The organism is Nocardia jiangsuensis, assembly GCF_042650385.1.
GTDB classification, from domain to species: Bacteria; Actinomycetota; Actinomycetes; order Mycobacteriales; family Mycobacteriaceae; genus Nocardia; species Nocardia jiangsuensis.
Genome location: NZ_JBHSAX010000003.1, coordinates 106,584 through 131,551, shown reverse-complemented (window position 1 = coordinate 131,551; position 24,968 = coordinate 106,584). Strand labels below are relative to the sequence as shown.

22 protein-coding genes and 2 pseudogenes are annotated in these 24,968 nt (G+C 73.2%); 10 read left to right on the top strand and 14 right to left on the bottom strand.

Annotation, left to right across the window (positions count from 1 at the left end; genetic code table 11):
- Positions 1 to 22 precede the first annotated feature (22 nt).
- A complete protein-coding gene (locus ACFO0B_RS02445; protein WP_378610615.1) occupies positions 23 to 1,741 on the top strand; it encodes a molybdopterin-dependent oxidoreductase in 1,719 nt (572 codons plus the stop codon).
- A gap of 14 nt (positions 1,742 to 1,755) precedes the next feature.
- On the opposite strand, the gene ACFO0B_RS02440 is transcribed toward ACFO0B_RS02445, so the two are convergent.
- A complete protein-coding gene (locus ACFO0B_RS02440) occupies positions 1,756 to 2,484 on the bottom strand; it encodes a TetR/AcrR family transcriptional regulator (RefSeq protein WP_378610614.1) in 729 nt (242 codons plus the stop codon).
- 145 nt (positions 2,485 to 2,629) lie between these two features.
- On the opposite strand from ACFO0B_RS02440, the gene ACFO0B_RS02435 reads away from it, so the two are divergent.
- Both ACFO0B_RS02435 and ACFO0B_RS02430 read left to right on the top strand, forming a co-directional pair.
- Positions 2,630 to 4,363, top strand: coding sequence for a GMC oxidoreductase (locus ACFO0B_RS02435; protein WP_378610613.1), 1,734 nt, complete (start codon positions 2,630 to 2,632; stop codon positions 4,361 to 4,363).
- Between the two features lie 141 nt (positions 4,364 to 4,504).
- Positions 4,505 to 6,091 (top strand): GMC family oxidoreductase, encoded by a 1,587-nt coding sequence (locus tag ACFO0B_RS02430; protein ID WP_378610612.1) that lies wholly within the window; start codon positions 4,505 to 4,507, stop codon positions 6,089 to 6,091.
- Between the two features lie 186 nt (positions 6,092 to 6,277).
- Here ACFO0B_RS02430 and ACFO0B_RS02425 read toward each other — a convergent pair whose 3' ends face one another.
- A complete protein-coding gene (locus ACFO0B_RS02425) occupies positions 6,278 to 6,754 on the bottom strand; it encodes a hypothetical protein (RefSeq protein WP_378610611.1) in 477 nt (158 codons plus the stop codon).
- 355 nt (positions 6,755 to 7,109) lie between these two features.
- Here ACFO0B_RS02425 and ACFO0B_RS02420 point away from each other — a divergent pair, with 355 nt between their 5' ends.
- Positions 7,110 to 8,330: a PucR family transcriptional regulator gene (locus ACFO0B_RS02420; RefSeq protein WP_378610610.1), complete on the top strand. Its 1,221-nt coding sequence runs from the start codon at positions 7,110 to 7,112 to the stop codon at positions 8,328 to 8,330.
- Positions 8,331 to 8,377: 47 nt separating this feature from the next.
- Here ACFO0B_RS02420 and ACFO0B_RS02415 read toward each other — a convergent pair whose 3' ends face one another.
- Positions 8,378 to 8,929 (bottom strand): GNAT family N-acetyltransferase, encoded by a 552-nt coding sequence (locus ACFO0B_RS02415; RefSeq protein ID WP_378610609.1) that lies wholly within the window; start codon positions 8,927 to 8,929, stop codon positions 8,378 to 8,380.
- 96 nt (positions 8,930 to 9,025) lie between these two features.
- Here ACFO0B_RS02415 and ACFO0B_RS02410 point away from each other — a divergent pair, with 96 nt between their 5' ends.
- Entirely contained in the window at positions 9,026 to 9,193 is a 168-nt protein-coding gene (locus tag ACFO0B_RS02410; protein ID WP_378610608.1) for a hypothetical protein, read from the top strand.
- Between the two features lie 77 nt (positions 9,194 to 9,270).
- Here ACFO0B_RS02410 and ACFO0B_RS02405 read toward each other — a convergent pair whose 3' ends face one another.
- On the bottom strand, positions 9,271 to 10,308 hold the full coding sequence (locus ACFO0B_RS02405; RefSeq protein ID WP_378610607.1) for an alpha/beta hydrolase: 1,038 nt from the start codon (positions 10,306 to 10,308) through the stop codon (positions 9,271 to 9,273).
- Positions 10,309 to 10,775: 467 nt separating this feature from the next.
- On the opposite strand from ACFO0B_RS02405, the gene ACFO0B_RS02400 reads away from it, so the two are divergent.
- Positions 10,776 to 11,750, top strand: coding sequence for an FAS1-like dehydratase domain-containing protein (locus tag ACFO0B_RS02400; RefSeq protein WP_378610606.1), 975 nt, complete (start codon positions 10,776 to 10,778; stop codon positions 11,748 to 11,750).
- A gap of 235 nt (positions 11,751 to 11,985) precedes the next feature.
- On the opposite strand, the gene ACFO0B_RS02395 is transcribed toward ACFO0B_RS02400, so the two are convergent.
- The 3 genes from ACFO0B_RS02395 to ACFO0B_RS02385 are packed head-to-tail and all read right to left on the bottom strand — an operon-like array spanning position 11,986 to position 15,011.
- Positions 11,986 to 13,095, bottom strand: a complete 1,110-nt coding sequence (locus ACFO0B_RS02395) for an alpha/beta hydrolase (protein WP_378610605.1) — start codon at positions 13,093 to 13,095, stop codon at positions 11,986 to 11,988.
- Positions 13,092 to 13,991 (bottom strand): acyl-ACP desaturase, encoded by a 900-nt coding sequence (locus tag ACFO0B_RS02390; protein ID WP_378610604.1) that lies wholly within the window; start codon positions 13,989 to 13,991, stop codon positions 13,092 to 13,094. The genes ACFO0B_RS02395 and ACFO0B_RS02390 overlap by 4 nt, the downstream gene beginning before the upstream one ends.
- A 60-nt stretch (positions 13,992 to 14,051) precedes the next feature.
- Positions 14,052 to 15,011, bottom strand: coding sequence for a transcriptional regulator (locus ACFO0B_RS02385; protein WP_378610603.1), 960 nt, complete (start codon positions 15,009 to 15,011; stop codon positions 14,052 to 14,054).
- A gap of 547 nt (positions 15,012 to 15,558) precedes the next feature.
- Here ACFO0B_RS02385 and ACFO0B_RS02380 point away from each other — a divergent pair.
- Positions 15,559 to 17,109, top strand: coding sequence for an acyl-CoA carboxylase subunit beta (locus tag ACFO0B_RS02380; RefSeq protein WP_378610602.1), 1,551 nt, complete (start codon positions 15,559 to 15,561; stop codon positions 17,107 to 17,109).
- A gap of 9 nt (positions 17,110 to 17,118) precedes the next feature.
- Here the strand turns inward: ACFO0B_RS02380 and ACFO0B_RS02375 are convergent, their stop codons facing one another.
- Both ACFO0B_RS02375 and ACFO0B_RS02370 read right to left on the bottom strand, forming a co-directional pair.
- Complete coding sequence (locus tag ACFO0B_RS02375; protein ID WP_378610601.1) at positions 17,119 to 17,703, bottom strand: Rv1733c family protein; 585 nt, start codon at positions 17,701 to 17,703, stop codon at positions 17,119 to 17,121.
- Positions 17,700 to 18,359 (bottom strand): TetR/AcrR family transcriptional regulator, encoded by a 660-nt coding sequence (locus tag ACFO0B_RS02370; protein WP_378610600.1) that lies wholly within the window; start codon positions 18,357 to 18,359, stop codon positions 17,700 to 17,702. The genes ACFO0B_RS02375 and ACFO0B_RS02370 overlap by 4 nt, the downstream gene beginning before the upstream one ends.
- Positions 18,360 to 18,681: 322 nt before the next feature.
- On the opposite strand from ACFO0B_RS02370, the gene ACFO0B_RS02365 reads away from it, so the two are divergent.
- Positions 18,682 to 20,781, top strand: a complete 2,100-nt coding sequence (locus ACFO0B_RS02365; protein WP_378610599.1) for an AMP-binding protein — start codon at positions 18,682 to 18,684, stop codon at positions 20,779 to 20,781.
- Positions 20,782 to 20,785: 4 nt separating this feature from the next.
- On the opposite strand, the gene ACFO0B_RS02360 is transcribed toward ACFO0B_RS02365, so the two are convergent.
- Both ACFO0B_RS02360 and ACFO0B_RS02355 read right to left on the bottom strand, forming a co-directional pair.
- Positions 20,786 to 21,043: a hypothetical protein gene (locus ACFO0B_RS02360; protein ID WP_378610598.1), complete on the bottom strand. Its 258-nt coding sequence runs from the start codon at positions 21,041 to 21,043 to the stop codon at positions 20,786 to 20,788.
- An 83-nt stretch (positions 21,044 to 21,126) separates the two neighbouring features.
- Positions 21,127 to 21,927 carry a DUF4253 domain-containing protein gene (locus ACFO0B_RS02355; RefSeq protein WP_378610597.1) on the bottom strand — a complete coding sequence of 267 codons (801 nt, stop codon included), beginning with the start codon at positions 21,925 to 21,927 and terminating at the stop codon, positions 21,127 to 21,129.
- A gap of 134 nt (positions 21,928 to 22,061) precedes the next feature.
- On the opposite strand from ACFO0B_RS02355, the gene ACFO0B_RS02350 reads away from it, so the two are divergent.
- The gene (locus tag ACFO0B_RS02350; RefSeq protein WP_378610596.1) at positions 22,062 to 22,391 is read left to right on the top strand and encodes a hypothetical protein; all 330 of its coding nucleotides are present in this window, start codon (positions 22,062 to 22,064) and stop codon (positions 22,389 to 22,391) included.
- Positions 22,392 to 22,420: 29 nt separating this feature from the next.
- Here ACFO0B_RS02350 and ACFO0B_RS02345 read toward each other — a convergent pair.
- The 3 genes and pseudogenes from ACFO0B_RS02345 to ACFO0B_RS02335 form a co-directional block, all read right to left on the bottom strand.
- Positions 22,421 to 22,705: pseudogene (locus ACFO0B_RS02345) on the bottom strand (hypothetical protein); the annotation flags it as partial.
- Between the two features lie 131 nt (positions 22,706 to 22,836).
- Positions 22,837 to 22,998 (bottom strand): annotated as a pseudogene (locus tag ACFO0B_RS02340) (glycosyltransferase family 39 protein); the annotation flags it as partial.
- Between the two features lie 48 nt (positions 22,999 to 23,046).
- Complete coding sequence (locus tag ACFO0B_RS02335; RefSeq protein WP_378610594.1) at positions 23,047 to 24,183, bottom strand: erythromycin esterase family protein; 1,137 nt, start codon at positions 24,181 to 24,183, stop codon at positions 23,047 to 23,049.
- Between the two features lie 81 nt (positions 24,184 to 24,264).
- Between ACFO0B_RS02335 and ACFO0B_RS02330 the strand changes: the two genes are divergently transcribed.
- Positions 24,265 to 24,957: a MerR family transcriptional regulator gene (locus tag ACFO0B_RS02330; RefSeq protein ID WP_378610593.1), complete on the top strand. Its 693-nt coding sequence runs from the start codon at positions 24,265 to 24,267 to the stop codon at positions 24,955 to 24,957.
- Positions 24,958 to 24,968 lie beyond the last annotated feature (11 nt).

The following is a 24,968-nucleotide window of genomic DNA, read 5'->3' as shown; positions in this document are numbered from 1 at the left end:
CCCACACGATCTGGAGGGCGCGATGACCGCGACCGAGCAGCACACCCCCGGCCGGGCGGCGGCCGCGCTCTCCGGCGTTCTCGCCGCCGGCCTCGTGCTCGGGGTCGGGCACCTGGTGGCGGCGGTCGTCGAGCCGGCCGCCTCGCCGTTCCTCGCCACCGGGGCGGCCATGGTGGATCGGACGCCGCGGGCACTGAAGGACTTCGCGATCCGCGAGTTCGGGAGCAATGACAAGCTGGTGCTCTTCGCGAGCATGGCGGTGGTCATGGTACTGCTCGCCGCCGTCGCCGGGCTGCTGGAGCGGCGGTTCCGCTTCGCGGGGTGCGGGGTGCTGGCGGTGCTCGGGCTGGTGGTGGTCGGCGCCGCGCTGCAACGGCCGGGTGCGACAGCGGTTTTCGCGGTGCCCGCGGTGCTGGGGGTCGTGGCCGGAATCCTCGCCCTCCGCGTCCTGGTGCGGAGCGCGGCCCGGGGCAGCCGTGCCGCCGGTGACGCACCCGCGTACCGCGCGGGCGGCGACGGCGATCCCGGATCCGCCGATGCCACCCGGTCGCGGTCGGACGCCGATGCCGTGCCGCCGGAGGTAGCCGGTGCCGCCGCGCCCGCACGGTCGGCGCCGGCCGAGTCCGGCCGCGAGCGGATGTCGCGCGCTGCGGCACCGGCGAGCGCCGGGAACCCTTCGCGGCGCGGGTTCCTCGGGATCGCCGCCGGGGTCGGGGCGCTGGCCGTCGCCACCTATGCCGCCGGGCAGTACATCGGCCGCGCGCTGCGCGATGTGGCCGCGGACCGGGCCGGTTTCGTCCTCCCCCGCCCGGCGCGGCCCGCTCCCCCGATCGCTGCCGACGTCACCTTCCCCGACCCGGGCATCTCCCCGTTCACCACGCCGAACGGCGACTTCTACCGGGTGGACACCGCACTCCAGCTCCCCGCGCTCACCTCGGACGAGTGGCGACTGCGCATCCACGGCCTGGTCGACCGCGAGGTCGAGTACACCTTCGCCGACCTGCGCGACCGCGCCGCCGCCGAATCCACCTTCACGCTGACCTGTGTCTCCAACGAGGTCGGCGGCGACCTGCTCGGCACCGCCACCTGGACCGGCTACCGCCTCGCCGACCTGCTCGCCGAGGCTGGCCCACGCCCGGACGCCGACATGGTGCTCTCGACCAGCATCGACGGATTCACCGCGAGCACCCCGCTCGCCGCGCTCACCGACGGCCGCGACGCCCTGCTCGCCGTCGGCATGAACGGCGAGCCGCTCCCGGTGGCGCACGGCTACCCGGCGCGCCTGGTGGTTCCGGGGCTCTACGGCTACGTCTCCGCCACCAAGTGGGTGGTCGACCTCGAGCTGACCCGCTTCGACCGCGCCACCGCCTACTGGACCGACCGCGGCTGGGCGGCCCAGGCTCCGATCAAGACCTCGTCCCGGATCGACGTCCCGGCCTCCTTCGCCACCGTCGACGCCGGGCGGGTGGCGGTCGCGGGCGTCGCGTGGGCGCAGCGGAACGGCATCGACCGGGTCGAGGTGCAGGTCGACGACACCCCCTGGCAGCAGGCCGAGCTCGCGGCCGAGTACTCCGTCGACACCTGGCGGCAGTGGCGCTTCGCGTGGGACGCGACGCCGGGCGCACACACCCTGCGGGTCCGCGCCACCGACCGCACCGGCGCCACCCAGACCGACGCCCGCGCCCGCCCCTTCCCGGACGGCTCCACCGGCTGGCACAGCCGGGTGGTCACGGTGCGCTGACAGCGGAACAGCAACTATCGCCCGGCCCGCACGGGTGCGGCTCGGCGATCCGGGTGCGCGCCCACGATCCCGAGCAGACCGTCCAGCTGGAATTCGAAGAGCTCGGCACGGTCGGCGAAGGTCCGCTCCCCGTACATGTCGAAGACGTCGGCGCTCACCGCGCCGATCAGCCCCGCGTAGAGCGCCGTGCCGCGGGCGATGAGCCAGTCCGGAAGCGGCAGCCCGAACTCCGCGCGGATCGCCGCGAAGTCGGCCCGCAGCGCGGTCGAGGCGGCGGGCACGGCGTCGGGTTCGGTGAGCGCGCCCGCGGCGTGCGCCGCGCCGAGGAGCCGCATCATGGCGACGATGAGCCGGGTGCCGGACTGCACGGTCTGCTCGGCGGGCGCGTGGTAGCCGGGCACCGGGGTGCCGAAGAGCAGGCCGTAGCGGGCCGGTTCGGCGAGTGCCCAGCCGCGCAGGGTGCGGCCGAGCACGCGCAGCGCGTCCACCGGGTCGCCGGGCTCGGCGGCCAGCGCGGCCTCCACCTCGTCGCCGAGCGCGGTGTAGCCGTCGATGAGCAGCATGGTGAGCAGCTCGTCGCGGCTGCGCACGTAGCGGTAGACCGCCGAGGAGACGACGCCGAGGTCGCGGGCGACGGCGCGCAGCGAGAGCGCGGCGGCGCCCTCGGCGGCCAGGTGCCTGCGACCGATCTCCAGGATGTCGGTCATGGTCTGCGCCCTGGCGCGGTCGCGGGGTGTCGGCATGGCTCCAGCCTGGCCCCCGAGGGAGAGCACTGTCAACTCTTGCGAGCGCTGCTCCAGCAGAAGGTGTAACCGGCGGTTTCGCGTACAAGCTACCGAGGAGTAGTGTTGCCTCCGTCACTACTCGCCCCGGATCGAGGAGCAGCCCATGGACCAGCGGACGACCGACTACGACGTGCTGATCGTCGGCTCGGGGTTCGGCGGTAGCGTCACCGCGCTCCGGCTGGTCGAGAAGGGCTACCGGGTCGCCGTGCTGGAGGCGGGCCGCCGCTTCGCCGACGACGAACTGCCGCGCACCTCCTGGGACCTGCGCAAGTTCCTCTGGGCGCCCAAGCTCGGCTGCTACGGCATCCAGCGCATCCACCCGCTGCGCAACGTGCTCATCCTCGGCGGCGCCGGCGTCGGCGGCGGCTCGCTGAACTACGCGAACACCCTCTACGTGCCGCCGGAGCCGTTCTTCCAGGACCCGCAGTGGCGCGACATCACCGATTGGCGCGACGAGCTGACCCCGTACTACGAGCGGGCCCAGCAGATGCTCGGCGTGGTGCGGAATCCGCACATGACCCCGGCCGACGAGATCTTCAAGCAGGTCGCCGACGACATGGGCGTCGGCGACACCTTCGTGCAGACCCCCGTCGGGGTGTTCTTCGGCGAGCCCGGTGAGACGGTGCCCGACCCCTACTTCGGCGGCGCGGGCCCGGAGCGCACCGGCTGCCTGGAGTGCGGCGACTGCATGGTCGGCTGCAAACACGGCGCGAAGAACACCCTGGTCAAGAACTACCTCTACCTCGCGGAGCAGGCCGGGGCCGAGGTGATCCCGCTGACCACGGTGACCGGGCTGCGCCCGCACGGCGACGGCACCTGGGACGTCACCACCGAGCGCACCGGCGCCTGGCTGCGGAAGCGGCCGCACACCTACTCCGCGCAGCAGGTGGTGCTGGCCGCAGGCACGCTCGGCACCCAGAAGCTGCTGCACGCCATGCGCGACACCGGCACGCTCCCCGACCTCTCCCCCCGCGTCGGCGAACTGACCCGCACCAACTCCGAATCCATCGTCGGCGCGGCCACCCGCACGGTGAACCCGGACCTCGACGTCACCCGCGGCGTCGCCATCACCTCCTCCATCCACCCGACCCCGGACACGCACATCGAGCCGGTGCGCTACGGCCGCGGCTCGAACTCCATGGGGCTGCTGCAGACGCTCATGGTCGACGGCGGCGGCCGGGTGCCGCGCTGGCTGCGCTTCCTCGGCGTCGCGCTGCGGCACCCGCTCACCCTGCTCAGCTTCCTGAGCGTGCGGAACTGGAGCGAGCGCACCATCATCTCGCTGGTCATGCAGCACCTCGACAATTCGATCACCACCTACACGACGCGTGGGCTCTTCGGCCGCAAGCTCACCAGCAGGCAGGGGCACGGCGAGCCCAACCCGACCTGGATCCCGGCGGGCAACGACGTCACCCGGCGGGTCGCGGAGAAGATCGGCGGCGTGGCGGGCGGCACCTGGGGCGAGGTGTTCAACATCCCGCTCACCGCGCACTTCCTCGGCGGCGCGCCGATCGGCGCCGACCGCGAGCACGGCGTGATCGACGCCTACCACCGGGTCTTCGGCTACCCGACGCTGAGCGTGGTCGACGGCGCGGCCGTCTCCGCCAACCTCGGCGTCAACCCCTCGCTCACCATCACCGCCCAGGCCGAACGGGCCGCCGCCTACTGGCCGAACAAGGGTGAGGTGGATCAGCGGCCGCCGCAGAGCGAGAAGTACCGGCAGGTGGCTCCCGTCGCGCCGGAGCGCCCGGTGGTCCCCGCGCACTCCCCCGCCGCGCTGGTGCTGCCGATCGTCCGGATCACCTCCGGGCAGCCGAACACGCCCGCGGTCGGCTGACCCGGCAGAGCTGCGCGGGATGCCGTGATCGCCTCCCGGACAACTCGGTTCGGCTCGAATGCGCGTTTCGCGGGCCGGGCCCGCGGATTCCTCGTACATTGACCGATAGCCCCACACCCGCGCCGATCGGAGCGTGCACCTGTGCCAACGGACGACATCGACGCCGACTACGTGATCGTCGGGGCGGGCTCCGCGGGGGCGGTGCTGGCGAACCGGTTGAGCGCCGACGCCGCGACCCGGGTGGTGCTGCTCGAGGCAGGGCCGGCGGACAAGAACCGGTTCGCGCACATTCCGGCCGCGTTCGCCAAACTGTTCCGCAGCGAAGTGGACTGGGACTACCTGACCGAGCCGCAGGAGCAGCTCGGCAACCGGCGGATCTACTGGCCGCGCGGCAAGATGCTCGGCGGCTCGTCGTCGATGAACGCCATGATGTGGGTGCGCGGGTTCCGCGCCGACTACGACGAGTGGGCGCTGCTCGCGGGCAGCGAGTGGGGCTTCCGGGCCGCGGTCGAGCAGTTCCGCCGGATCGAGACGGTCGAGGACGCCGAGTTCCCGGACGAGGGCACCACCGGCCCGCTGCACATCCAGCACCAGCGCAGCCCGCGCGGGCTCACCGCCGCCTACCTGGCCGGGGTGCGGGAGGCCGGGTACCAGGTGGAGCCGGCGAACCGGCCGGACCCGCAGGGCTTCACGCAGACCATGGTGACCCAGCGCGCCGGTCGCCGGTGGAGCACCGCCGACGGCTACCTGCGCCCGGCGCTGCGCAGGCCCAACCTGCGGGTGCGCACCGAGGCCCAGGCCACCCGGGTGCTCTTCGACGGCACCCGCGCGGTCGGCGTCGAGTACCGCCACGGCGGGGCGACGAAGGTGGTGCGGGCGCGGCGCGAGGTGGTGCTCAGCGGTGGCGCGATCAACAGCCCGCAGCTGCTGCTGCTCTCCGGGATCGGCGACGCCGATCAGCTCGCCGCGCACGGCATTCCGGTTGTCCAGCACGCGCCCGAGGTCGGCGCGGGTCTGCAGGACCACCTGGTGGCGGCGCTCGGGTACGGAGTACACGGCGATTCGCTCTTCGCCGCGGAGAAGCCGCGCGAGCTGCTCGGCTACCTGCTGCGCCACCGCGGCATGCTCACCTCGAACGTCGGTGAGGCGTACGGCTTCGTGCGCAGCCGCGGCGATCTGGAGCAGCCCGATCTCGAGCTGCTCTTCGCGCCCGCGCCCTTCTTCCACGAGGGGCTGCGCGAGCCCGAGGAGCACGGCGTCGTGCTGGCGACGGTGCTGCTGCGCCCGTTCAGCCGCGGCACCATCACCCTGGCCTCCGGCGACCCCTTCGCCAAGCCGCGCATCGACCCCCGCTACCTCACCGACAGCGACGGCGCCGACCGGGCCGCCATCCTCGCCGGGCTCCGCGCCTGCGCCGAGATCGCGCAGACCCCGGCCATGAGGGCGGTGCTCGGCGAGCTGATCTACCCGCCGGAGGCGCCGGCGGATCTGGCCGCCGCCGCGGAGCTGAGCCTCGACGAGTACTCGCACACGCTCTACCACCCGGTCGGCACCTGCCGGATGGGCACCGACGCGGCCAGCGTCGTCACCCCGCGGCTGGAAGTGCGCGGGGTGCAGGGGCTGCGGGTGGCGGACGCCTCGGTCATGCCGCTGCTGGTGCGCGGGCACACGCACGCGCCCTCCGTGTTCATCGGCGAGCAGGCGGCGGCGTTCCTGCGGACCTCGTGAACCGGATCGCCGCGCAGCACGTGGAGTAGGTCATGACCGGGCTTCCGCTCCATCCCCTGGTCGTGCCCGCGACGGATGCACTACCCGGTGGTACCGCACTTCCTGGTGGCGCCGGCACTCGTGCCGGTGGATCGGGCGCCGGGATGGGGCGCTGAGCGCCGGGACCCCGCGCGCTGGGAGCGCGCTTCAGTGCGCCGGGACGCGGGCGAAGCCGAGGGGCGGGGTGGGGTACGGATTGCTCCGCGGCACCGGGCGGAAATCGGCGAGCGCGGGCAATACATCGGTGTTACGCGCGGCGTAGCAGCGGACGAGCGGCAGCCGCCCGGCCACCTCGGCGCGCTCCAGCGGCTCGGGGTCGACGAAGCCGATCACGTCCAGCCCGACGCCGAGCGTGCGCGCGATCCGCAGCAGCGCGCCGGATTTGCGGCCCCACCCCACCTCGACGGCGGAGAAGTACTCGAGCACGCCGTGCCCGCGCAGCGCGGCGACGGTGCGGTCGCGGTGGCCGCGACCGGCGACGGCGTGCAGCACCCCGCGGTCGCGGAGCAGCCGCAGGGTGCGCAGCGCGGCGGGGCGCAGTGCGCCACCCGAGCCGTCGCTGACGGTGCCGTTCCACAGCGTGTGGTCCGGTTCCCAGACCAGGCAGTGCAGAGCCGGTCTCATCGGCCCGCTCCTATCGGTTGTCGACGCGCGTGTCACGCCGATCGCGCCCTCACCCTCCTCGCCGCGACACGAACCGGGCAGCCCCCGTTTCCGGTGCTGACCGGCCGGGGGCGGCACGACTCTACAAGCCGCGACCGCCGTCGTCGCGGCATTCCGGGCCGACCGATCCGGACGTGACACGACTCACGCCCTCGTTCGGCTACGCTTTCCGGACCGGCTGTGATCGGTCACAGTGGCATTTCGGGCGACGACGCCGGGATTCACAGAAGCACGGGATTCGTTCCCCGGACAGCGTGCTGCGATTACTGTGATCAACCTGCACAGCTAGTAAACCCGGGGGCAGAAGGAGTCGCCTATGTCCGTCGACAGTTCGACCAGAGCGGGCCTGACCCTGTCCGGAAAGCCGATGTCGTCGTCCCTTCAGGACGTGCGGTCGCTCTCCCGGCAGATGGTGGGGCATTTCGTCGCGAACGTCGTGCCCTGCGGGACCCTACCCGGCGACGCCATCTCCGGCGATGTCACCACGATCACTCGGGTCTGCCTCGAATTCGCGGTCAGCATGCTCGACGGCAAGGACATTCCGGAGAAGTTGCAGCGGCTGCAGGACGCGGCCGCGGGCTGGGCGCGCGAGGGCGTGCCCATCGACACCATCCACCACTCCATCCACGAGGGCTTCAAGATGGGGCTGGATCTCGTGGTCTCGCAGGCCAGCATCAAGGACTACGAGAACCTGGTCGACGGCGCCAAGACCGTCGTCGAGATGCTCGACATGATCACCACCACCATCTCCATGGCCTACGTGCGCGAGCTGCGCTCGGTGGTGAGCGAGCACCACACCGCGGTGCACACGCTCACCTCGGCGCTGCTGGGCGGGCACAGCACCTCGACCATGGCGCGCGAGTGCGGGATCGCCATCGCGACGTCGTACGCGGTGCTCGCGGTCGCCATCCCGCCGCACCGGGACGAGGCCAATCCCACCCTGGACGGCCTGGTGGTGGCCAGGCGCAAGCTGCGCCGGGTACAGGCCGAGCTGGCCACCCGCTGCGGGGAGAGCGCGCTCTCGCTGCTCAGCGTGGACGGCGGCACCGTGCTCATCCCGGCCACCCGGTTCGACCGAGAGGGCTTCGACGCGCTGGTCGAGCAGCTGTCCCGGGCGGCGCAGGCCGGCATCACCGCGACCGTGGTGGAGGCGACCCCCGAGCAGATCCCGGACGCCGCCGACCAGGCGCACGAGCTGCTGGACATGGTGCAGCGGCTGCAGGCCGTCGCCGGGCTCTACCGCTTCGACGAGCTGGCGCTGGAGTACCAGCTCACCCGCCCCGGCCCGGGCCGGGAGTACCTCGGCTCGCTGCTCGACCCGCTGGACGAGCACCCGGAGCTGCTGGAGACCCTGCAGCGGCACATCGCCAACAACCTGAACCGGCAGCGCACCGCGCGCGTCCTGCACGTGCACACCAACACGGTGGACTACCGGCTCAAGCGGATCGGCCAGCTCACCGGCTTCGACCCGTCCCAGCCGTCCGGGCTGTGGTACCTGCGCTCGGCCCTGGTCGCGCGCACCTACCGCGCGTCCTGACCCCGCGTCCGAACGGCCCCCGGCAGCCCGCCGGGGGCCGTTCGGCGTCACGGACGGCGGATCATGGTCCAGAAGCGCGGCATACCGTCGGGCTGATGGGTGGCGGCGACGTCGAAGCCGTGCCGCTCGTAGAACGGCACGTTCGCCTCGTTGACCGTCTCCAGGTAGGTGGGGTGGGCGGACTCGGCGAGGACCGGGTCGATGAGCGCGGCGCCGTGCCCTCGGCCCTGCTCGTCCGGGTCGACGCCGAGGATGAACAGGTGCAGGAAGGGCTGCTCCAGCACCGCCCGCTGGGCCCGCTCCAGCTCGGAGGTGAAGGCGCCGAAACGGCGGAAGGCGCCGAGGCCGAGCCGGACCGGCGCGCTCAGGAAGCCGGCGCCGGCCAGTTGGCGCAGGCCGAGCCCGCGCCCCGGCAGCAGCCAGATCGCCGCGCCCGCGCCGGGCCGCTCGTCCAGCCTGCCGTACTTCCGGCCCAGCCGGGCCGAGGTGTCGAAGAACCAGGGCAGCACCGCGGCGCGGCGCGCGGGGTCGGGCTGGATGTAGGTGAACATGGGGTCGTCGTGGAAGGCGCGGGCCAAGATCCTGCCGGGTCCGGTCATGCCGGAATCGTAGAGCGCGAGGCCGCTCGGGACATCGAGTACCGCGCTGCGCGCACCGTGATCTCGGCCGCCGCGGTGCGCGCCACCCTCGACCCCGTGGCCGGCCCGAGGACCGAGTCCGCCTACGCGGCCTCGCCGATCACGCCACACCGGGAGACCGGGGTGCTCGAAGCCCGGCTCGAGGTGGTGCTGGGCCAGCCGTTCACCCCTTCCCGCAGGCGCTCGCCACCCCGAGCCTCGGCATCCGGAGCCCGCAGGCGCTGACCGCGCCGGGGCTCCGGCGGTGGAGAAACCGGACACGGCGGACTCGGTCGACCCCATCCACCGGCGCCCCCTGACGGCTACTCCGGCACGCCCATTCCGCGCGCGAGCACCGGCCAGGACGCCTTCAGCGCGTCCTGCCAGTAGCCCCAGGAGTGGGTGCCGGTGGGCTGGAAGTCGTAGGTGGCCGGAATGCCGAGCCCGTCCAGGCGCTGCCGCAGGTTCTGCGTGCAGACGTTCACCGCCGCCTCGATGACGCCGCCGAGCACCAGCTGGTTCAGGTAGCCGCGCGGGCCGGGCTGCATGTGCGCACCGTCGAAGACGTCGTGCTGCCCAGGCACGCCGGTGCCGGTGGAGACGAAGAGCTCGAGTCCGCGCAGCCGGTCGGCGTGCACGTACGGGTCGTTGGCCACCCAGGCGGGGTCACCGGCCGGGCCGTACATGTTGTCGGTGTCGCCGCCGCCCCAGGTCTCCACCGCGAGTTTCACGAACTCCTGCCCGAGCGGGTCGCTGATCTGCGCGCACCCGCTGTAGGCGGCGACCGCGCCGTAGAGCCCGGGCGCGGCGATCGGCAGCTGCAGCACCGAGGTGCCCGAGGTGGAGAGCCCGGCAAGGGCATTGGCGCCGGTGGTGGCGAACTCGGCGTCGACGAGCGGCGGCAGCTCCTCGGTGAGGAAGGTCTTCCACCGGTTGAGCCCGAGTTTCGGGTCGGGGGCGCGCCAGTCGGTGTAATAGCTCCAGCGGCCGCCGACCGGCTGCACCACGTAGACGTCCTTGGTGGCGAGGAAGCCGGAGACGACGTCGGTCCGGCGCTGCCAGGTGGCCGAATCCTGTCCGCCGCCACCGCCGTTGAGCAGGTACAGCACCGGGCGGGCGGTATCCGCGTCGGCCGGGCGGAGCACGTCGACCATGATGTCCTGGCGCATGGCGGCCGAGTAGACGCGCAGCTGCACGGTGCGGTCGTCCTTCGCCCAGCGGCCGGTGATCGCGGGGGCGTCGGGTGCGGCGCCCGCGGGCACCGGCGGCCCCGCGGTGAGCGCGGCGGCGATGACCGCGACCGCGAGGGCGCGCAGGGCGCGGGCCCCCGGGGTGCGGCGGGGTCGGCTCGGGCCGAACATGGGCGGTTCCGTTTCTCTTCGGGGCTCCCGGTGGCGGCCGAGACCCACCGGGCCGGGTGGCCCGGTGGGTCCGGTCACCCGCGCGCTGCGGCCGGGGCGGTCGGCGGGGTCGTGCGTTTCCGCCCCGCCCGTGCGGTGCGCGGGTGCAGGTGCGTCCGCGGAGCGGATCGGGGAGCCGGTCGGCCCGTCCGCGGACGCACGCCGGGGGTGGGGCTGACGCTACGACCCGGGCCGCCCGGTTCCACTCCGCTCCGGGGCGTTCCTGGACGACTCACGAACACCGCCTCGACGGTCAGGTGACGGACCACAGCAAGTCTTTTCGCCGAGGTCACGTGGTATCGCCCCAAACGGCGCGCCGGGTTTCGGTGACATCTCCAGACAAAGCCAGGCGACGGCAGGCACCGGGAGTGCCGGATTGATCATGTGGGAATCGGTCCACGAACGGGGGAACGGCGACAGGAGTTCGAATGCGCAGCACCGCCACCCGCCAGGTCCCGGCGCCGGAGCACCGGATCGACGGGCACCGCTACCGGGCAACGGCCCGGGTCGAGGTCACCGCGCGGGCCGTCCGGGAATTCGCCCGCGCGGTCCGCGATTTCCATCCGGCGCACTCCAGCGCGGCGGCCGCCGCCGAACTCGGGTATCCGGCGCTCATCGCGCCGCCCACCTTCAGCTCGATCGTGCTCGGGCGGGTGCAGCGGGAAATCCTGGACATCGTCGGCTCCGGTCCGGAGAGCGCCCGTATTCTGCACGCCGACCAGGTGATCGAGATCGGGCGGCCGCTCTTCGCCGGTGATCTGCTCGGCTGCGATATCTACTTCGAATCGTTCCGGCAGTTCGCCGACTACGACGTCATGGCCATTCGCAGTGCGCTCACCGCCGCCGACGGGACCGTGGTGCAGACCGGTTCGGCCGCGCTGCTCGCGCGCACCGGTGAGCGGGAATCGGTGCTCGGCGAGGTTGCGCGCCGCATCATCCGGCGTGGCTACGCGCCGGTCGACGGGCCCACCCGGGAGGCGCCGCCGCCCGCGCGCGCGCCGCGCCCCACCGTGTGCTTCGACGACCTCGCGATCGGCACCGAGATTCCGCCCGGTTCGCTGCTGCTCGCACACGAGGACCTCGCCCGCTTCGCCGCCGCCACCGGCGAGCCGGCCCGGCCCGGGGCGGGCGGTACCGCCCCCGGCATGCTGCAGCTCGGGCTGGCGTCGGGGTACGTGAGCAACTGGCTCGGCGACCCGGGCGCCGTCACCCGGATCCATGCCCAGTTCGGCAGTTTCACCCACGCTCTGCGCATCCCCGCCTCGGGTGCGGTGGCGGTGACGTCGCGCGCCCGGGTCGACCAGCTGGACCCGCGCGAGCGCCGCGCCACGCTCGCCCTCGACCTGCGCTCCGGAGGGCGTCCCCTCTTCGGCTACGCCGCCGCCGAAGTCCGCTTTCCCTGAATCGCTTCGCCGGGAGGCGGATCGCGGCGGTCGCACCGACACTGTCGCATCGCCTGGCGGCGGCTCGACTCGATTCTGCCCTCCATGGGGCGACTCGCCGTGTGGCCGGTTCGCCGCACGGCAGGATCGCCCGCGGCCGGATCGGCGTGCGGCGCGATCACCGGGCGACCGGCTCGCCGTGGACGGCTCGGACCGTCTTTCGTCCGTGATGGGATCTGAACCGCGTGCGCCGATCTCAGGAAGGGCCGCTCACCGCGAGGGCGGGCTCGAGCGCGGCCCAGGTGCGCGGCAACTGGGCGGCGAAGTCGGGCCAGGTGTGCATGCCGTCCGGCGCGTACTCCACCGTGGCGGGGATGCCGAGCTGGACCAGCCGACCGGCGAAGAGTTCGGTGCAGGCCCGCGAGCCTGCCTCGAGCGCGGCACCGCCGCCCGCCTCGGCGAGCGCCTCCGGCACCGAGGGCGCCTGAGCGATGGCGACGAGGTCGGCGGGGGTCGGCAGACCGGGCGAGGCCGAGAGGTAGACGGCGGTGCCGCGCAGCGTCTCGGCGCCGAGCACGCTGTCGTGGGCCGCCCACTCCGGGGAGGTCGGCGGGCCCCACAGGTTCTGCACGTCGCCGCCGCGGGAGGCGACGGTGATGGTGGTGACGGCGCGGCCGAGCGGGTCGGCGGTCGAGTAGCACCCGCTCATCCCGGCGACCGCCCGGTACATCCCCGGATGCCGCTGAGCCAGCATTATGGCGGCCTGCGCCCCCATCGAGACCCCGGCGACCGCGCGCCTGCCGTCCGAGCGCAGCAGCGATTCCACGATCGGCGGCAGCTCCTCGGTGAGGAAGGTCTCCCAGCGGTTCAGCCCGAGCGCGGCGTCGGTGCGCTCCCAGTCGCTGTACATGCTGCCGGTGCCGCCGCCGGGGACGACGACGTCGACCGGTTTGTCGGCGAAGAACTCGGCGGCCCCGCCCTTGGTGAGCCAGGCGGAGGTGGCGTCGCCGTCCACGCCGTCGAGCAGGTAGAGCACCGGGCGCGGTCCGGGGCCGGAGCCGTGCAGCACGTCGACCGAGATGACCCGGCGCATCCCGGCCGAGGCGATGCGCAGCGTCTCCCTCCCGTCGCTCCGCGCGATCCGTTCGACCAGCCCGGACCTGGTCATGGCCGGGTCGATCGGCGGCGGGGTGGCCGGGGTCGGAGCGGGGTCGGCAGGCCCGAGCGCGGGCGGGGCGGGCGCGGGCGGCGGCAGCGGGCTGCCCGACGGCGCCGCCACCACCCCGGTGCCGGAGGCGATGGCGAGTGTGAGCGCCGCCGCGACGGCGACACCGAGCGGAACGCGGCGGCGGGTGGCGCGGTTCATCCGGCCGCCGCCAGCGGTGACGCGGAGCCGGCGCAGCGGGCGGCCTGCTCGTCGAGGTAGGACTCCAGCCTGGCGCGGGCCCGCTCGCCGTCGGGGCCGAGTTCCCGGTCCGGCACGCGCCACATCCGCAGCGTGGGAAGCAGGACCTCGGTCAGATGCACAGTGGAGTCGTACCCACCGTAGGCCGCGAAAATCGCCGCCTCCCTGCCGAATCCGGGCAGTGCGGCGTGCGGCGGCCGGAAATCGACGACCACGTCGGCCACCGCGCGCAGGCCGGCGTCCGGAGCCAGCGCGAGCGCGGCGGCGGTGAGATCACGGAAGGCGATGAGGTGCAGGTTCTCGTCGGCGGCCACCCGGCGCAGCAGCCGCTCGGTGGCCGGCTGGGTGCTGCGCGCGCCGACCCGGCGGTACGCGGTGCGGATGGCGGCGTGCGCGAGCGTCGCGTAGACCAGCGCGGGCAGCGGCCCGGGATCCTCCGCAGGCCAGCGCACCCCGGCGTCGGCGCGGGCCAGCCTGGCCGCTTCGAACTCGGCCGGGTCGGCGGTGCCGGTGCCGATCAGGTATTCGCGGAGCGCGATCGCGTGCCTGCCCTGCTCGGCCGTCCAGCGCCCGATCCAAGCGCCCCAGGCACCGTCCCGGCCGAAGGCCGCGCACAGCGCGCGGTGCCAGGCGGGCAGGTCGTGCTCGAGCAGCGCGAGCGCGGTCAGCATGCGCCTGGTGCCCGCGTCGGATTCCGGAATCGGGGCCACGAGATGAATTCCGTGGCGGTCGGCGATATTTCGACCGCGCGGGCGGTGCTCGTCCGGATCCCATTCCCGCGCCTTGCGCAGATGATCGCGCAGCGCGCGTCCGGCCACCGGTTCGAGATCACGCGCGATTGCCCGGTCGGTCGGCATTGCAGAACTCCTCACCGGCCCGGAAACGCCGGGCCCACCTGCCACGATAGGCAAAGGCGCTCAGGCGGAGCGACCGATCCGCGCGGCATTGGGTGGAGTGACGACTCCCCTGCGCGCCTGCTGGGGCGCATCACAAGCTCGGCCGTCGGCGATATCCGGAATGGAATACAGCCCGGGGCCGCGGCCCGACTCGCGAATATCGTCGAGCATGTCGTGCGCACGCGCCGCCAATTCCGGGATGCGCCCGGTGGCGCCCGCGGTGACGGCGGCGGTGAGCGGTACCTCGGCGGCCTCGCTGAGCACCGCGAGCGTCTCGGTGCGCATGGTCGCGGCGGTCAGCGCGGCATCGGCGTCCAGCGGGACGAGCACGGTGCCGCCGTGGGTACCGAGCAGCGTGAGCGCCCGCGAGCCGAAGGGGCTGGCGAGCGCCGCCTGCACCCGGCGCAGCTTGCGCCGCGCCACCGATGCGGCGCCGAAGCCGCGCTCCTCGTCCGGATGCGGGGGGATGGCCAGCGCGACCACCTGGTAGGACTCGGCCACCCGGATCCCGCTCTGGCGCGCCATCCGGTGCACCCCGTGCCCGCCGAGCAGCGCGGCGACCAGGGTCTGCGCGGCGGTCTGGTGCTCGCGGGCGACCGCCCTGTGCTCGTCGGCGTACGCCGCGGAGGCGAGCACGGTGACCCGCTCCAGCGCGCGCAGCAGCAGCTCGGCGCCCTCGACCACCGGCAGCGCCTCCGGCCCGGACTCCTCGGCCAGCAGCTCCAGCCCGGCCCGGACGCCGTCGTGGCAGGCCTCGAGCACCGCTTCGAGCGCGACGCCCTCGCGCGCCCAGCTCGCCGCCGACCCGCTCGGATCGGTCGCGGCCGCCGTGCTGCGCGGGCGCAGCGACTGCGCCGTCTCGGCGAGCAGGGTGCGGGCGGCGTCGGCGACGTCCCCGCCGGGCAGTGCCCGCCCGCGGGTGAGACGTTCGACGAGTTTCGATTCCAGGCTCGCCGCGCTGGTTCCGTGTGTGCCCACCATGACTACCGAAGGCTAGCGATCCGAAGCCGGATTGCACCCACTCCGAACCCCTCTTGCCCCCAAGTCATCAGCCCGCCGCCGAGCCCTTGGGGGGAATCACAAGCAGATCACGGCGGCCACCGGAATGCGGGCCGATGATACGCGGTGCCGGTGCCGGAATCCACCGGCGACCAGGGGTCCGGCCGGGTAACGGTTTTTCCGGAATGGCCTGGCCGCGAATTCGATCCGGCCGGTCGACATTCGCCGTATTGTTGCCGAAGCGCGGTGGAGACGCAGCGCCGGCCGCGCATTCCCGGCGCTGCGTCGCGCCGACGATAAACCCGCCGGAGGTCGGACTCCGGCACCGGAGGGCAGAAGTGGACACCTTCATCACGCAGCGCCGCGGCGCACAGGGACCAGGCACAACGCGCGACGCCGCCGCGGCTGTGAAGTGTCAAGGAATCACCCCGGCCCCTGCCCCGCGGGGCGCTGACCGCTAGCATCGGGCCTTCGCCCGCCGACGGGCACGGGCGACGCCGAGAGTTCGAAGAAGGTAGACGAGTAGACGATGAGCGGTACCCGAGAGAAGCTGGAACAGCTGCAGGCCGTCCTCGAGCTGGCCGGGGAGCCTGCGGGCGAGGCGGGGATCGCCAAACGCAAGGCCAAGGAGATCCCGAGTGCCCGCGAGCGGGTCCGGATGCTGCTCGACCCGGGCACCTTCGTCGAGATCGGCGCGCTCGCGCGTCAGCCCTACACCGACAACGCCATGTACGGCGACGGCGTCGTCACCGGCCGCGGCTACATCGACGGCCGCCCGGTCGTCGTCGTCGCGCACGACCAGACCGTGTTCGGCGGGTCGGTCGGCGAGATGTTCGGCCGCAAGGTGGCGGCCGCGCTCGATTTCGCGCTGCAGAACGGTTGCCCGGTGGTGGCGATCAACGACTCCGGCGGCGCCCGGATCCAGGACGCGGTCACCTCGCTGGCCTGGTACGCGCGGATGAGCAGGCGGCAGGAGGAGCTCTCCGGCTTCGTGCCGCAGGTCTCGATCATGCTCGGCAAGTGCGCGGCGGGCTCGGTGTACGGCCCGGTGAACACCGACATCCTGGTCGCCACCGAGAACTCCTACATGTTCGTCACCGGCCCCGAGGTCATCAAGGCGGTCACCGGCGAGGAGGTGACGATGGAGGAGCTCGGCGGCGCCCGCGTGCAGGCCGACAACGGCACCATCCACCACGTCGCCCGCACCGAGCGCCAGGCGTTCGACTGGGCCCGCAAGTACCTCAGCTACATGCCGACCAACTGCCTGGAGACCCCGCCGCTGGTCAACCCCGGCCTGGAGCCGGAGCTGACCGACTCCGACCGCGAGCTGGACACGATCATCCCGGACTCGGACCGCGCCGGCTACGACATGCACGAGGTCATCCTGCGGTGCTTCGACGACGGTGACTTCCACGAGATCGCCGAGGACAGCGCGCGCAACCTGATCGTCGGCTTCGCCCGGGTCGACGGCCGCGCGATCGGCGTCGTCGCGAACCAGCCGATGCAGCTCGGCGGCGCCATCGACGCGGCGGCCTCGGACAAGGCCACGCACTTCATCCGGCTCTGCGACGCCTTCAGCCTGCCGCTGGTCTTCCTGGTCGACAACCCGGGCGTGCTGCCCGGCGTCGAGGAGGAGCGCAACGGCGTCATCAAGCGCGGCGGCCGGTTCTTCCGTGCGGTGATCGAGGCGACGGTCCCGATCGTCACCGTCGTCATCCGCAAGGCCTACGGCGGCGGCTACGCGGTGATGGGGTGCAAGCAGCTCGGCGCCGACATCAGCCTGGCCTGGCCCACCGCGCGGATCGCGGTCATGGGCGCGGAGAGCGCGGTCGGCATTGTGGGCAAGCGGCAGCTCATGAAGGTGCCGGAGGAGCAGCGGGCCGCCGTCCGCGACTTCATGATCGACCAGTACAACACCACGACGGCCACTCCGTGGATCGCCGCCGAGCGCGGCTACATCGACGCGGTGATCGAGCCGTCGTCCACCCGGCTGGAGATCCGGCGCGCGCTGCGTTTGCTGCGCGAGAAAGAGCTCACGAAGCGGCACAACCCGCGCAAGCACTCGCTCTTCCCGGTGTAGGCGGGCCGGTCAGGCGCCCGCGCCGCCGGCCCAGGGCGCGCGGGCCCATTCGCGGTCCCAGGCGCGCGAGCGTTTGCGGTCGAACACGAAGCGCAGCGCGAGGTAGCCACCGCCGCAGAGCAGCAGCGCGGTGAGCAGGACCCCGGCGGTGAGCAGAACCGCACGGCCGAGCGGCCGGGCCGGTGGCGGCGGCTCGACCGGCTCGCCCGCGGCGTTCAGCCAGACGGTCACCGCGCCGCCCGGCGTCAGCAGCCCGGTGGCGCGGTGCACCGAGGTGCGCTCGGCGCCGTCGAGCCCGGTGTAGCGCACGGTCGCGCTGGAGACCGGGGCGTAGAGCGGCGCGTGCTCGGCCGTGAGCACGGTCGCCCGCACCGGGTGCAGCTTCGCCTGCTCGGCCGCGGCCGCGCGCACCTCCGCCCGGTACACCGGCCCGGCGACCAGCAGCGCGGCCAGCGGCAGCGAGGCGAGGAAGGCCAGCAGCAGCAGCGCGGCGAGGACCGTCTGCATGCGGTCCTCGGGGCGGCGCATGGGGTTGCGGTCCAGCCCGGCGCGCCTGCAGGTGCGGCGCAGCGGGCCCGTCTGCCGGACGCTCATGTCAGGGACTCCTCGGGAAGACGGCCCGCCGCATCGGCGACGAGCAGCAGGTGCGCGTCGAAGAACTCGCCGGCCAGACGCGGCAGCGCATCCGGGTCGTCCCCGGCCGCCCAGGTCTGGAAGGCGGCGAGCAGCACCCCGGAGCCGGCCGCGACGGCGGCGGCGGGGCGCCGGTCGGCGATGGGGTCGACGCCGAGCCGCGCGGCCAGGATCTCGACGGCCGCACGCTGCCCGGACAGCCGGATGCGCTGGTAGCCGGTGAGGAGCCGGGGCTCGCTGTCGAAGCGGCGGAAGACCACCCAGCGCCGGGTCCACAGCGGGACGTCGCCGTCGCCCTGCCCGGCGGCGGCCAGCCAGGCGTCCACCGCGTTGCGATAGGCGAGCAGCGGGGGTTCCGGGAGGGGCCGGTCGCGCAGCGCCGCGTTGAACACGTCGACGTCGCGGTCGATATCGCCGAGCACCGCGTCCTCGATGGAGGCGAAGTGCCTGCTGAAGGTGCGCCGGGTGACCCCGGCCCTGCCCGCGATGTCCTCCACCGCGACCCCGGCCAGCCCCCGCTCGACCAGCAGGTCGAAGGCGGCGCGCGAGAGCGCGGTCCGGCTGCGCCGGGTGCGCTGTCTGCGGCCGTCGAGGTCGACATCGTCGTCGCCACTCATGCCCGCAGTGTAGCGCGCTATTGTCCCGCGGAGACATAACTTCGCCGAACCGGCCCGGCAGTGTCATTTCACAACGAAACACGGGCCGCCGCGGTATCTTTCACGAATTTTGCGGAATCGGTCCGGCTCCCCCTCGGGCAAATTATGCGCCGCTTTCTCTGTCCGAGACGGTGGAACGGCGTTGCCGCCCCTGAATTTCACTCTCTCCGCCAGCCTGACCAGGGATGACGGGACGGCACTTGACCAAGTGTGTGTCCACGGTTACAAATAAAATTCCCGCCGACCCGAGCTGTTCGAACCGGCCGACGAGAAGTGCAAGCGCTTGGTTACCGACGTTATCGACGTGGTCGCGGAGTTCCCGGTCGACCGCAAGGCACTATCGGATCTTCTGCGGATCCCGGATACCTATCCGCGACTGTTCCCCGGCATCGGCGCGTGCGACCCGCTGGAGACGGTGGAGGGCGATCCGGTGGTCCGCTTCCGGGTCGGCACTCCCGCGACCGAGATCCGCACCCACGTGGTGCGGATGACCTCCGCGCGCGACGGCGACAGCATCGAGCTGCACTGCCCCGCGCAGGGCAGTTTCACCTCCATCCGGCTGGAGGGTGACCAGAACCGGACCCGGGTGACGGTCACCTTCTTCGCGCCCGCGCGCATGCACCCCGGCATGGCCGACCTGCCCAACTCCGCGGTGGTGGACTGGGCCGTCCGCGGCCTGAAGCGGGTGGCCGACCTGCTGCTCGGCGCTCCCACCTCGGTGGTGGTCAACGGCGAGGATGCCCCGCTGCGCAGGCGCGCCGACATCGCCAGGCAGGTGGTGGCCGGGGGCGTCCTGCGCACCTACCGCCCGGACTCAGCGCTGCGGCAGTGGCGCAGGCTCGCCGAGTACGGCTTCAACCTGGCGGGCGGGTACGCCTCCGGCGCGGTCCGGGTGCCGAACCGTCCCGCCGTCGTCGATGCCTGGGGCTCGCGGACCTTCGCCGAGATGCACCGGCGCACCGAGCGACTCGCCGCCGCCATGGCCGAGGCCGGGCTCGGCGCGGGCGACGCCGTCGGCATCCTGGCCCGCAACCACGGCGCCATGGTGGAGACCATGGTCGCCGCGGGCAAGCTCGGAGTGGACGCGGTGCTGCTGAACACCGGGCTGCCCGCGCGCCGGATCGAGGAGATCGTGCAGCGCGACCGGCTGGAGGCGCTCTTCGTCGACACCGAGTACGACCACCTGGTGCAGTACCTGCACACCGACCTGCCGCGGTTCCGCACCGAGAACGCGCCCGGCGACGGCTGGAACGTCACCACCGAGGACCTGATCGGCGACGGGCACCGCGAATACCGCAAGCCGGTGCAGCCGGGCAGGCTCGTCGTCCTCACCTCGGGCACCTCCGGCACCCCCAAGGGCGCCCGCCGCCCGCACCCGAAGGGGTTCGCGACGGTTGCCGCGCTGATGTCCCGCATTCCGCTGCGCAGCGACGAGAACATGCTGATCCCGGCCCCGCTCTTCCACACCTGGGGGCTGGCCGCGCTGCAGCTGAGCACCGCCGTCCGGGCCACCGTGGTGCTGCCGGACCGGTTCGACGCCGAGGAGTGCCTGCGGCTGGTGCACGAGCACCGGATCACCACGCTGATCGTCGTGCCGATCATGGTGAACCGCATCCTCGACCTGCCCGCGGGCGTGCGCGACCGCTACGACACCTCCAGCCTGCGCATCGTGGCGAGTTGCGGCGCCCCGCTGGCCGGGGCGACCGTGCTCGACTTCATGGACACCTACGGCGACATCCTCTACAACGTCTACGGCTCCACCGAGGTCTCCTGGGCGACCATCGCCGACCCGGACGACCTGCGCACCTCCCCCACCACCGCGGGCCACCCGCCGCTCGGGACCAGGCTCGGGGTGCTCGGCCCCGACCGCAAGCCGCTGCCGGTCGGCCGGACCGGGCGGGTCTTCGTCGGCAACCACATGCTCTTCGACGGCTACGTGAACTCCGCGCCGCCGGACGAGGCGGACGGCATGCTCGACACCGGCGACCTCGGCTACCTGGACGCCACCGGGAAGCTGTTCATCGCGGGCCGCGACGACGAGATGATCATCTCCGGCGGCGAGAACGTCTTCCCGCGCCCGGTCGAGGAGGCGCTGGCGCACCTGCCGCAGGTGAGCGAGGTGGCGGTGGTCGGCGTCCCGGATCGGGAGTACGGCCAGCGGCTCGCCGCCTTCGTGGTGAAGCGGGAGGGCGCCGGGCTGGATTCGGACATGGTGCGCAACTACGTGCGGCACCGCCTGAGCCGCTTCTCGGTGCCGCGCGACGTCACCTTCCTGAGCGCGCTGCCGCGCGGCGAGACCGGCAAGATCCTCAAGCGGATGCTGGTCGGGGCCGGGGGTGACCCGCCCCTCCCTCCCCCGGCCCTGGGGACGGCGATGCCCTGATCGATCAGGGCAGCTGAGCGCGCCCGACCCGGAGGTCGGGGCCCGGAAGCGCGGACCCGGGGCACAACACCAGCGAATCGCCGGGTGCGGCCGGGAGCGCGCCCCGGCGGGGCGGCTCCTCGGCCCCGGCGAGCACCGGGAGCCCGTGCCACGGGCGGCCGCACCAGCCGTGCGGACAGCGCGGGAAACGGTCGCCGGTCAGCGGTTCCGGCGCGAGCCGAGCCAGTGCCTCCAGGAAAGTCCCCGACCTGCCCATGGTCATCACCCCGTCTTCGCCGGTCGCCGCCGTGCACCCGATCGAGTGTCATTCTGCGGGCTCGGCAACCGATCCGCAACCATGTCGGGTCAGTCCCACCAGAGCCGCCAGATCGGCCGGAGCAGCCGCTCGGCCACCCCGTCCAGGGAACCGTAGTCCTGGTGCACGGCGTCCGGGCAGTAGGCGAACGCCTCGCGCGCCGCGGCCAAGGCGGTCGCGCGGTCCGGCAGGGGGCGCTCGTGCCGGAACCAGATCGTGTCGAAGCCGATGGCGAGCAGCTCGGCGCGGTACAGGTGGTGCCAGCGGCGCAGCACCGCGGCGTGTTCGGCGCCGTCGAGGCCGGCATTGCAGGCGCCCTGCCAGCCGAGCCGGGCGGGCACCAGCCAGGGTGCGGCCGCGGGGACGAGGGCGATGCGGTCGAATTCGTCGCCGATGATCGCCCAGGTGTCGGCCCAGTCGAAGCCGTCGTAGCGGTCCGGGTCGTCGGCGTCGCCCAGGTCGATCTCCGCGCGCACCGGGTCGCCGTACTCGCGGGTGGTGGCGCGGTCGGTGAGCACGGCGGCGCCGTCCAGTTGGCCCGGCACGGTTTCCGGTTCGCCGGGGTGGTCGAGTGTGGAGCCCTCGACGAGGATCGGCCAGAAGCCGGTCTGCTCGAAGCGGTCGCGGAAGGTGCGCCACAGGTCGCAGGCCGGGTAGCCCGACGCCACCTCGGCCACCCACACGCTGCCGCCGTGCTGTTCGGAGCCGGGGACCCGGGTGAACCCGGCCGCGCCGAGTTCGGCTTCCGCGGTGAGCAGTTCGCGCAGGGCATCGTCGCGGCCGGGTGCGACGGCGTCGGCCGGGGCCGGGGGGTCGGGGGTGAAGCGCGGTGCGGTGGTATCGATGCTCATGGGGCCTCCCGTTTCCGTTGTGCGGCGAACGTAGCGGGCGCGGGTGACAGGCACGGCAAATGCCAACGGGTGCGCGGCGCAGCGCCGGTAGGCTCGATATCGTCGCGCGCGGGCGCGGAACGGGGAGGGATCACATGCTGTACGTACTTGCGGCGTTCGTTCTGGTGTTCGGGATCGGGCTGGGGAGCGTGGTCCATCCGGTGGCCGGGATCGCGCTGATCGTGCTGGCGGCGCTGCTCGTCGCGCTCGCGGTGGTGCGGGCGCAGCGGGGGCAGGCGCAGTGGCGGTCGGCATCCCGGCGGCGGGCCGGGCGGGACAGTGCCTGGGGCGCCGGCTTCCTCGTCGAGGGCGGCGGCAATCAGGGGCACGGTCACGGTCACCACCACGACGGCGGCGGCTCGAGCGACGGCGGCGGCGGCTCGAGTTGCGGTGGTGGCGGCTGCGGTGGCGGCGGCGGCAGCTGAGCCGCCGCACCGGCGGTCCGCGCGGTAGGTCACCTCGGTGCGGTGAGGCCGTACAGGGTGACGTCGCCGAGCTGGATCGGGGTGAAGGTGTCCCGCACCCACTCGGCGATCCGGTGCCTTCGAATCCCGGTTCCGGCCCGGTCCGACGCCGAGGAACCCGGTGGATGTCGCCGTCGGCGACGTATTCCCGGAAGGCGGCCGGGGTCGCCGGCGGAGAAGCCGCCGATCGGCATGACCGGGACGTCGGCGGCGAGCTGGTGGTCGGCCGCGGTCATCGAGGCGACGGTCGCTGCGGGCCAGCGGAAGCTGCCCGCGTCGGTGCGGAGTTACGCGATCACGCGCGGATCGGGCGGGGCGCCCGCCGGACCGCGACGTCCCGGATCATGCTGCGCAGCATGGTTCGGAGCCGCTCCGCCCGCGTCCGGGCCCGGCGCTCCGCCGGGCCAACGATCACCCACAGCAGCGCCACCGACCCGACGCCGAGCAGCACCTGCGGCAGCAGCATGCTCCAGCTGGAGAAGCCGAAGAGCCGGGCGGAGAGCTCCATCGGCCAGAGCGCGGCAGGCGTCCTGTCGACGGTGATCGAGTGGCCCCGGTCCGAGGAGCTGTTCGCCCATGAGCTCCCGGTTCCCTGGGGTTTCCCGGCAATGCCGGGTCAGCGGTCGAGCGCGGCCGCGCTGTCGAGGTAGAGCACGCCGTCGGCCGCGTCGACGAGCGACCGGTCGAGCGGCGCGTAGCCCTGGTCGGGCCTGGTGTCGGTGCGGGTCCGGGCGGGCGCGACCGTCGCGGTCAGCCCCCACGTCGGGAACTCCTGCCGCAGGGTTCCCTCGTACGTGTCCGGCTCGGGCGCCCCGAGCCGGAGGGCTTCGCTGCTCCCCAGACTCCCGAGCAGCACCCGGTACCGCGCGCCGAGCAGCGCATCGGTGATGGCACCCGCCGACCACCAGCCGAGCTCCGTCCCCGCGATCCGCATACTGCTCGGATTCCGTTGCAGGTGCGCGTTGTTGGCGAAGACCAGGGTGGGCCCGCGGTCCGCTTCCAGGCCGCGGATGTCGACGAGGTTCCGCGCCATGATCTCGTCCCTGGTGGCGAGCAACCCGGCGATCCGGGCGCCCTCCTCGATCCGCCGCGCGGCTTGCCGGTGGTAGCGCAGCAGCCCGATCCCGGCGGTGAGGTGGGTGCGGGCCCGGTGCCAGGCGGCGCGCGAGGTCGCCGCGATCAGCTCGGGGGCGCGGGCGTGCAGGGTGCCGAGCAGGTCGTCGGCCTCGGCGCGCAGCCGGGCGGCCTCGGCGCCTGCGCCGATCGACCGGGTGGCGTCCAGGATCGCCTCCGGCCGGTCCCAGCGGTCGTCGGGGCCGAAATCGGTTCCGTCCAGGTCGATGTCGAGGTAGCCGGCGGCGTACTCGAGGTACGGGCGCGGGCTCGGCGCGGTGGTGTTCTCGGTCGGGGCGTCGAAGCCGTGGAAGGAAAGGTGGTCCACGGCGGGGCGGCCCTCGTTGTACGTGCGCATCCGGGCGACCAGCTCCCGGTTCGGTTCCAGCGCTCCGAAGCCGTGTGAGAAGCCGACGCGGAGTACGTCGTCCAGCGTCCCGATGCCGTCACGCACGAAATCGTCCACGGCGAGCGCGGCCACCCGGTCGGTCTCCAGCGCGATGGAGCGGAACCCGAGCCGGACGAGGGTGGCGAAGAGGTCGTTGCGGAGGAGGCCGAAGGCGGGCTCCTGATGGGTGGGCTCGCCCAGCCCGAGCAGCGTGCACGACGGGGTGCGGAAATCTCGGATGTCCTGACTCATGTCACTGAATCGTATCCTTGAACGGGCGGGTGAAGGTTCGTCGACGAACACCGTTGATCTGGGAGGTAAAGTCTCCAATCGGTGACAACACTCCGCCCCTCCCACCTCGCCCGCGAGCACGGCATCTCCACCCAGGCCGTCCGCAACTACGAGCGCGACGGTTTCCTCCCGCCCGCCGAGCGCACCCCCAGCGGCTACCGCGTCTACACCGAGCGGCACGCCGCCGCGCTGCGCGCCTACCTCGCCCTCGTCACCGCCACCGGCCACGAACCGGCGGGGCGGATCATGACGGCACTGCACGCGGGCGACGTGGACCGGGCACTCGCCGTGCTCGCCGACGGGCACACCCGCTTCCTCCGCGACCGCGACACCCTGGACCAGGTGCGCCGGGCGATCGGCCACCTCACAGCCCAGCCCGAGCACCACGGAATCACCGGCATCCGCAGCATCGGCGAACTCGCCCACCGGCTCCGGCTCAGCCCCGCCACGCTCCGCACCTGGGAGCGTGCGGGCATTCTCGCCCCGGTCCGGGATCGGGCGACCGGGCACCGGATCTTCCGGGCGGCCGATGTCCGCGATGCCGAACTCGCGCACCTGCTGCGCCGCGGCGGCTATCCGCTGCGGCACATCGCGACGGTGGTGGACCAGGTCCGAACGGCGGGAGGCACCGGGGAACTCGCCGCCGCGCTCGACGGCTGGCAGCGGGCGCTCACCGCGCGCGGCCGCGCCCTGCTGCGCGCGGCGGCGAGGCTGGACGAGTACCTCGAAGGGTGAGCGGGCGTGTG

Bases quoted from the DNA above. Each gene is read 5' to 3' on its own strand.
- ACFO0B_RS02445 (WP_378610615.1), top strand. From the start codon at position 23: ATGACCGCGACCGAGCAGCACACCCCCGGCCGGGCGGCGGCCGCGCTC.
- ACFO0B_RS02440 (WP_378610614.1), bottom strand. From the start codon at position 2,484: ATGCCGACACCCCGCGACCGCGCCAGGGCGCAGACCATGACCGACATC.
- ACFO0B_RS02435 (WP_378610613.1), top strand. From the start codon at position 2,630: ATGGACCAGCGGACGACCGACTACGACGTGCTGATCGTCGGCTCGGGG.
- ACFO0B_RS02425 (WP_378610611.1), bottom strand. From the start codon at position 6,754: ATGAGACCGGCTCTGCACTGCCTGGTCTGGGAACCGGACCACACGCTG.
- ACFO0B_RS02420 (WP_378610610.1), top strand. From the start codon at position 7,110: ATGTCCGTCGACAGTTCGACCAGAGCGGGCCTGACCCTGTCCGGAAAG.
- ACFO0B_RS02415 (WP_378610609.1), bottom strand. From the start codon at position 8,929: ATGACCGGACCCGGCAGGATCTTGGCCCGCGCCTTCCACGACGACCCC.
- ACFO0B_RS02405 (WP_378610607.1), bottom strand. From the start codon at position 10,308: ATGTTCGGCCCGAGCCGACCCCGCCGCACCCCGGGGGCCCGCGCCCTG.
- ACFO0B_RS02400 (WP_378610606.1), top strand. From the start codon at position 10,776: ATGCGCAGCACCGCCACCCGCCAGGTCCCGGCGCCGGAGCACCGGATC.
- ACFO0B_RS02395 (WP_378610605.1), bottom strand. From the start codon at position 13,095: ATGAACCGCGCCACCCGCCGCCGCGTTCCGCTCGGTGTCGCCGTCGCG.
- ACFO0B_RS02390 (WP_378610604.1), bottom strand. From the start codon at position 13,991: ATGCCGACCGACCGGGCAATCGCGCGTGATCTCGAACCGGTGGCCGGA.
- ACFO0B_RS02385 (WP_378610603.1), bottom strand. From the start codon at position 15,011: ATGGTGGGCACACACGGAACCAGCGCGGCGAGCCTGGAATCGAAACTC.
- ACFO0B_RS02380 (WP_378610602.1), top strand. From the start codon at position 15,559: ATGAGCGGTACCCGAGAGAAGCTGGAACAGCTGCAGGCCGTCCTCGAG.
- ACFO0B_RS02375 (WP_378610601.1), bottom strand. From the start codon at position 17,703: ATGAGCGTCCGGCAGACGGGCCCGCTGCGCCGCACCTGCAGGCGCGCC.
- ACFO0B_RS02370 (WP_378610600.1), bottom strand. From the start codon at position 18,359: ATGAGTGGCGACGACGATGTCGACCTCGACGGCCGCAGACAGCGCACC.
- ACFO0B_RS02360 (WP_378610598.1), bottom strand. From the start codon at position 21,043: ATGACCATGGGCAGGTCGGGGACTTTCCTGGAGGCACTGGCTCGGCTC.
- ACFO0B_RS02355 (WP_378610597.1), bottom strand. From the start codon at position 21,927: ATGAGCATCGATACCACCGCACCGCGCTTCACCCCCGACCCCCCGGCC.
- ACFO0B_RS02350 (WP_378610596.1), top strand. From the start codon at position 22,062: ATGCTGTACGTACTTGCGGCGTTCGTTCTGGTGTTCGGGATCGGGCTG.
- ACFO0B_RS02335 (WP_378610594.1), bottom strand. From the start codon at position 24,183: ATGAGTCAGGACATCCGAGATTTCCGCACCCCGTCGTGCACGCTGCTC.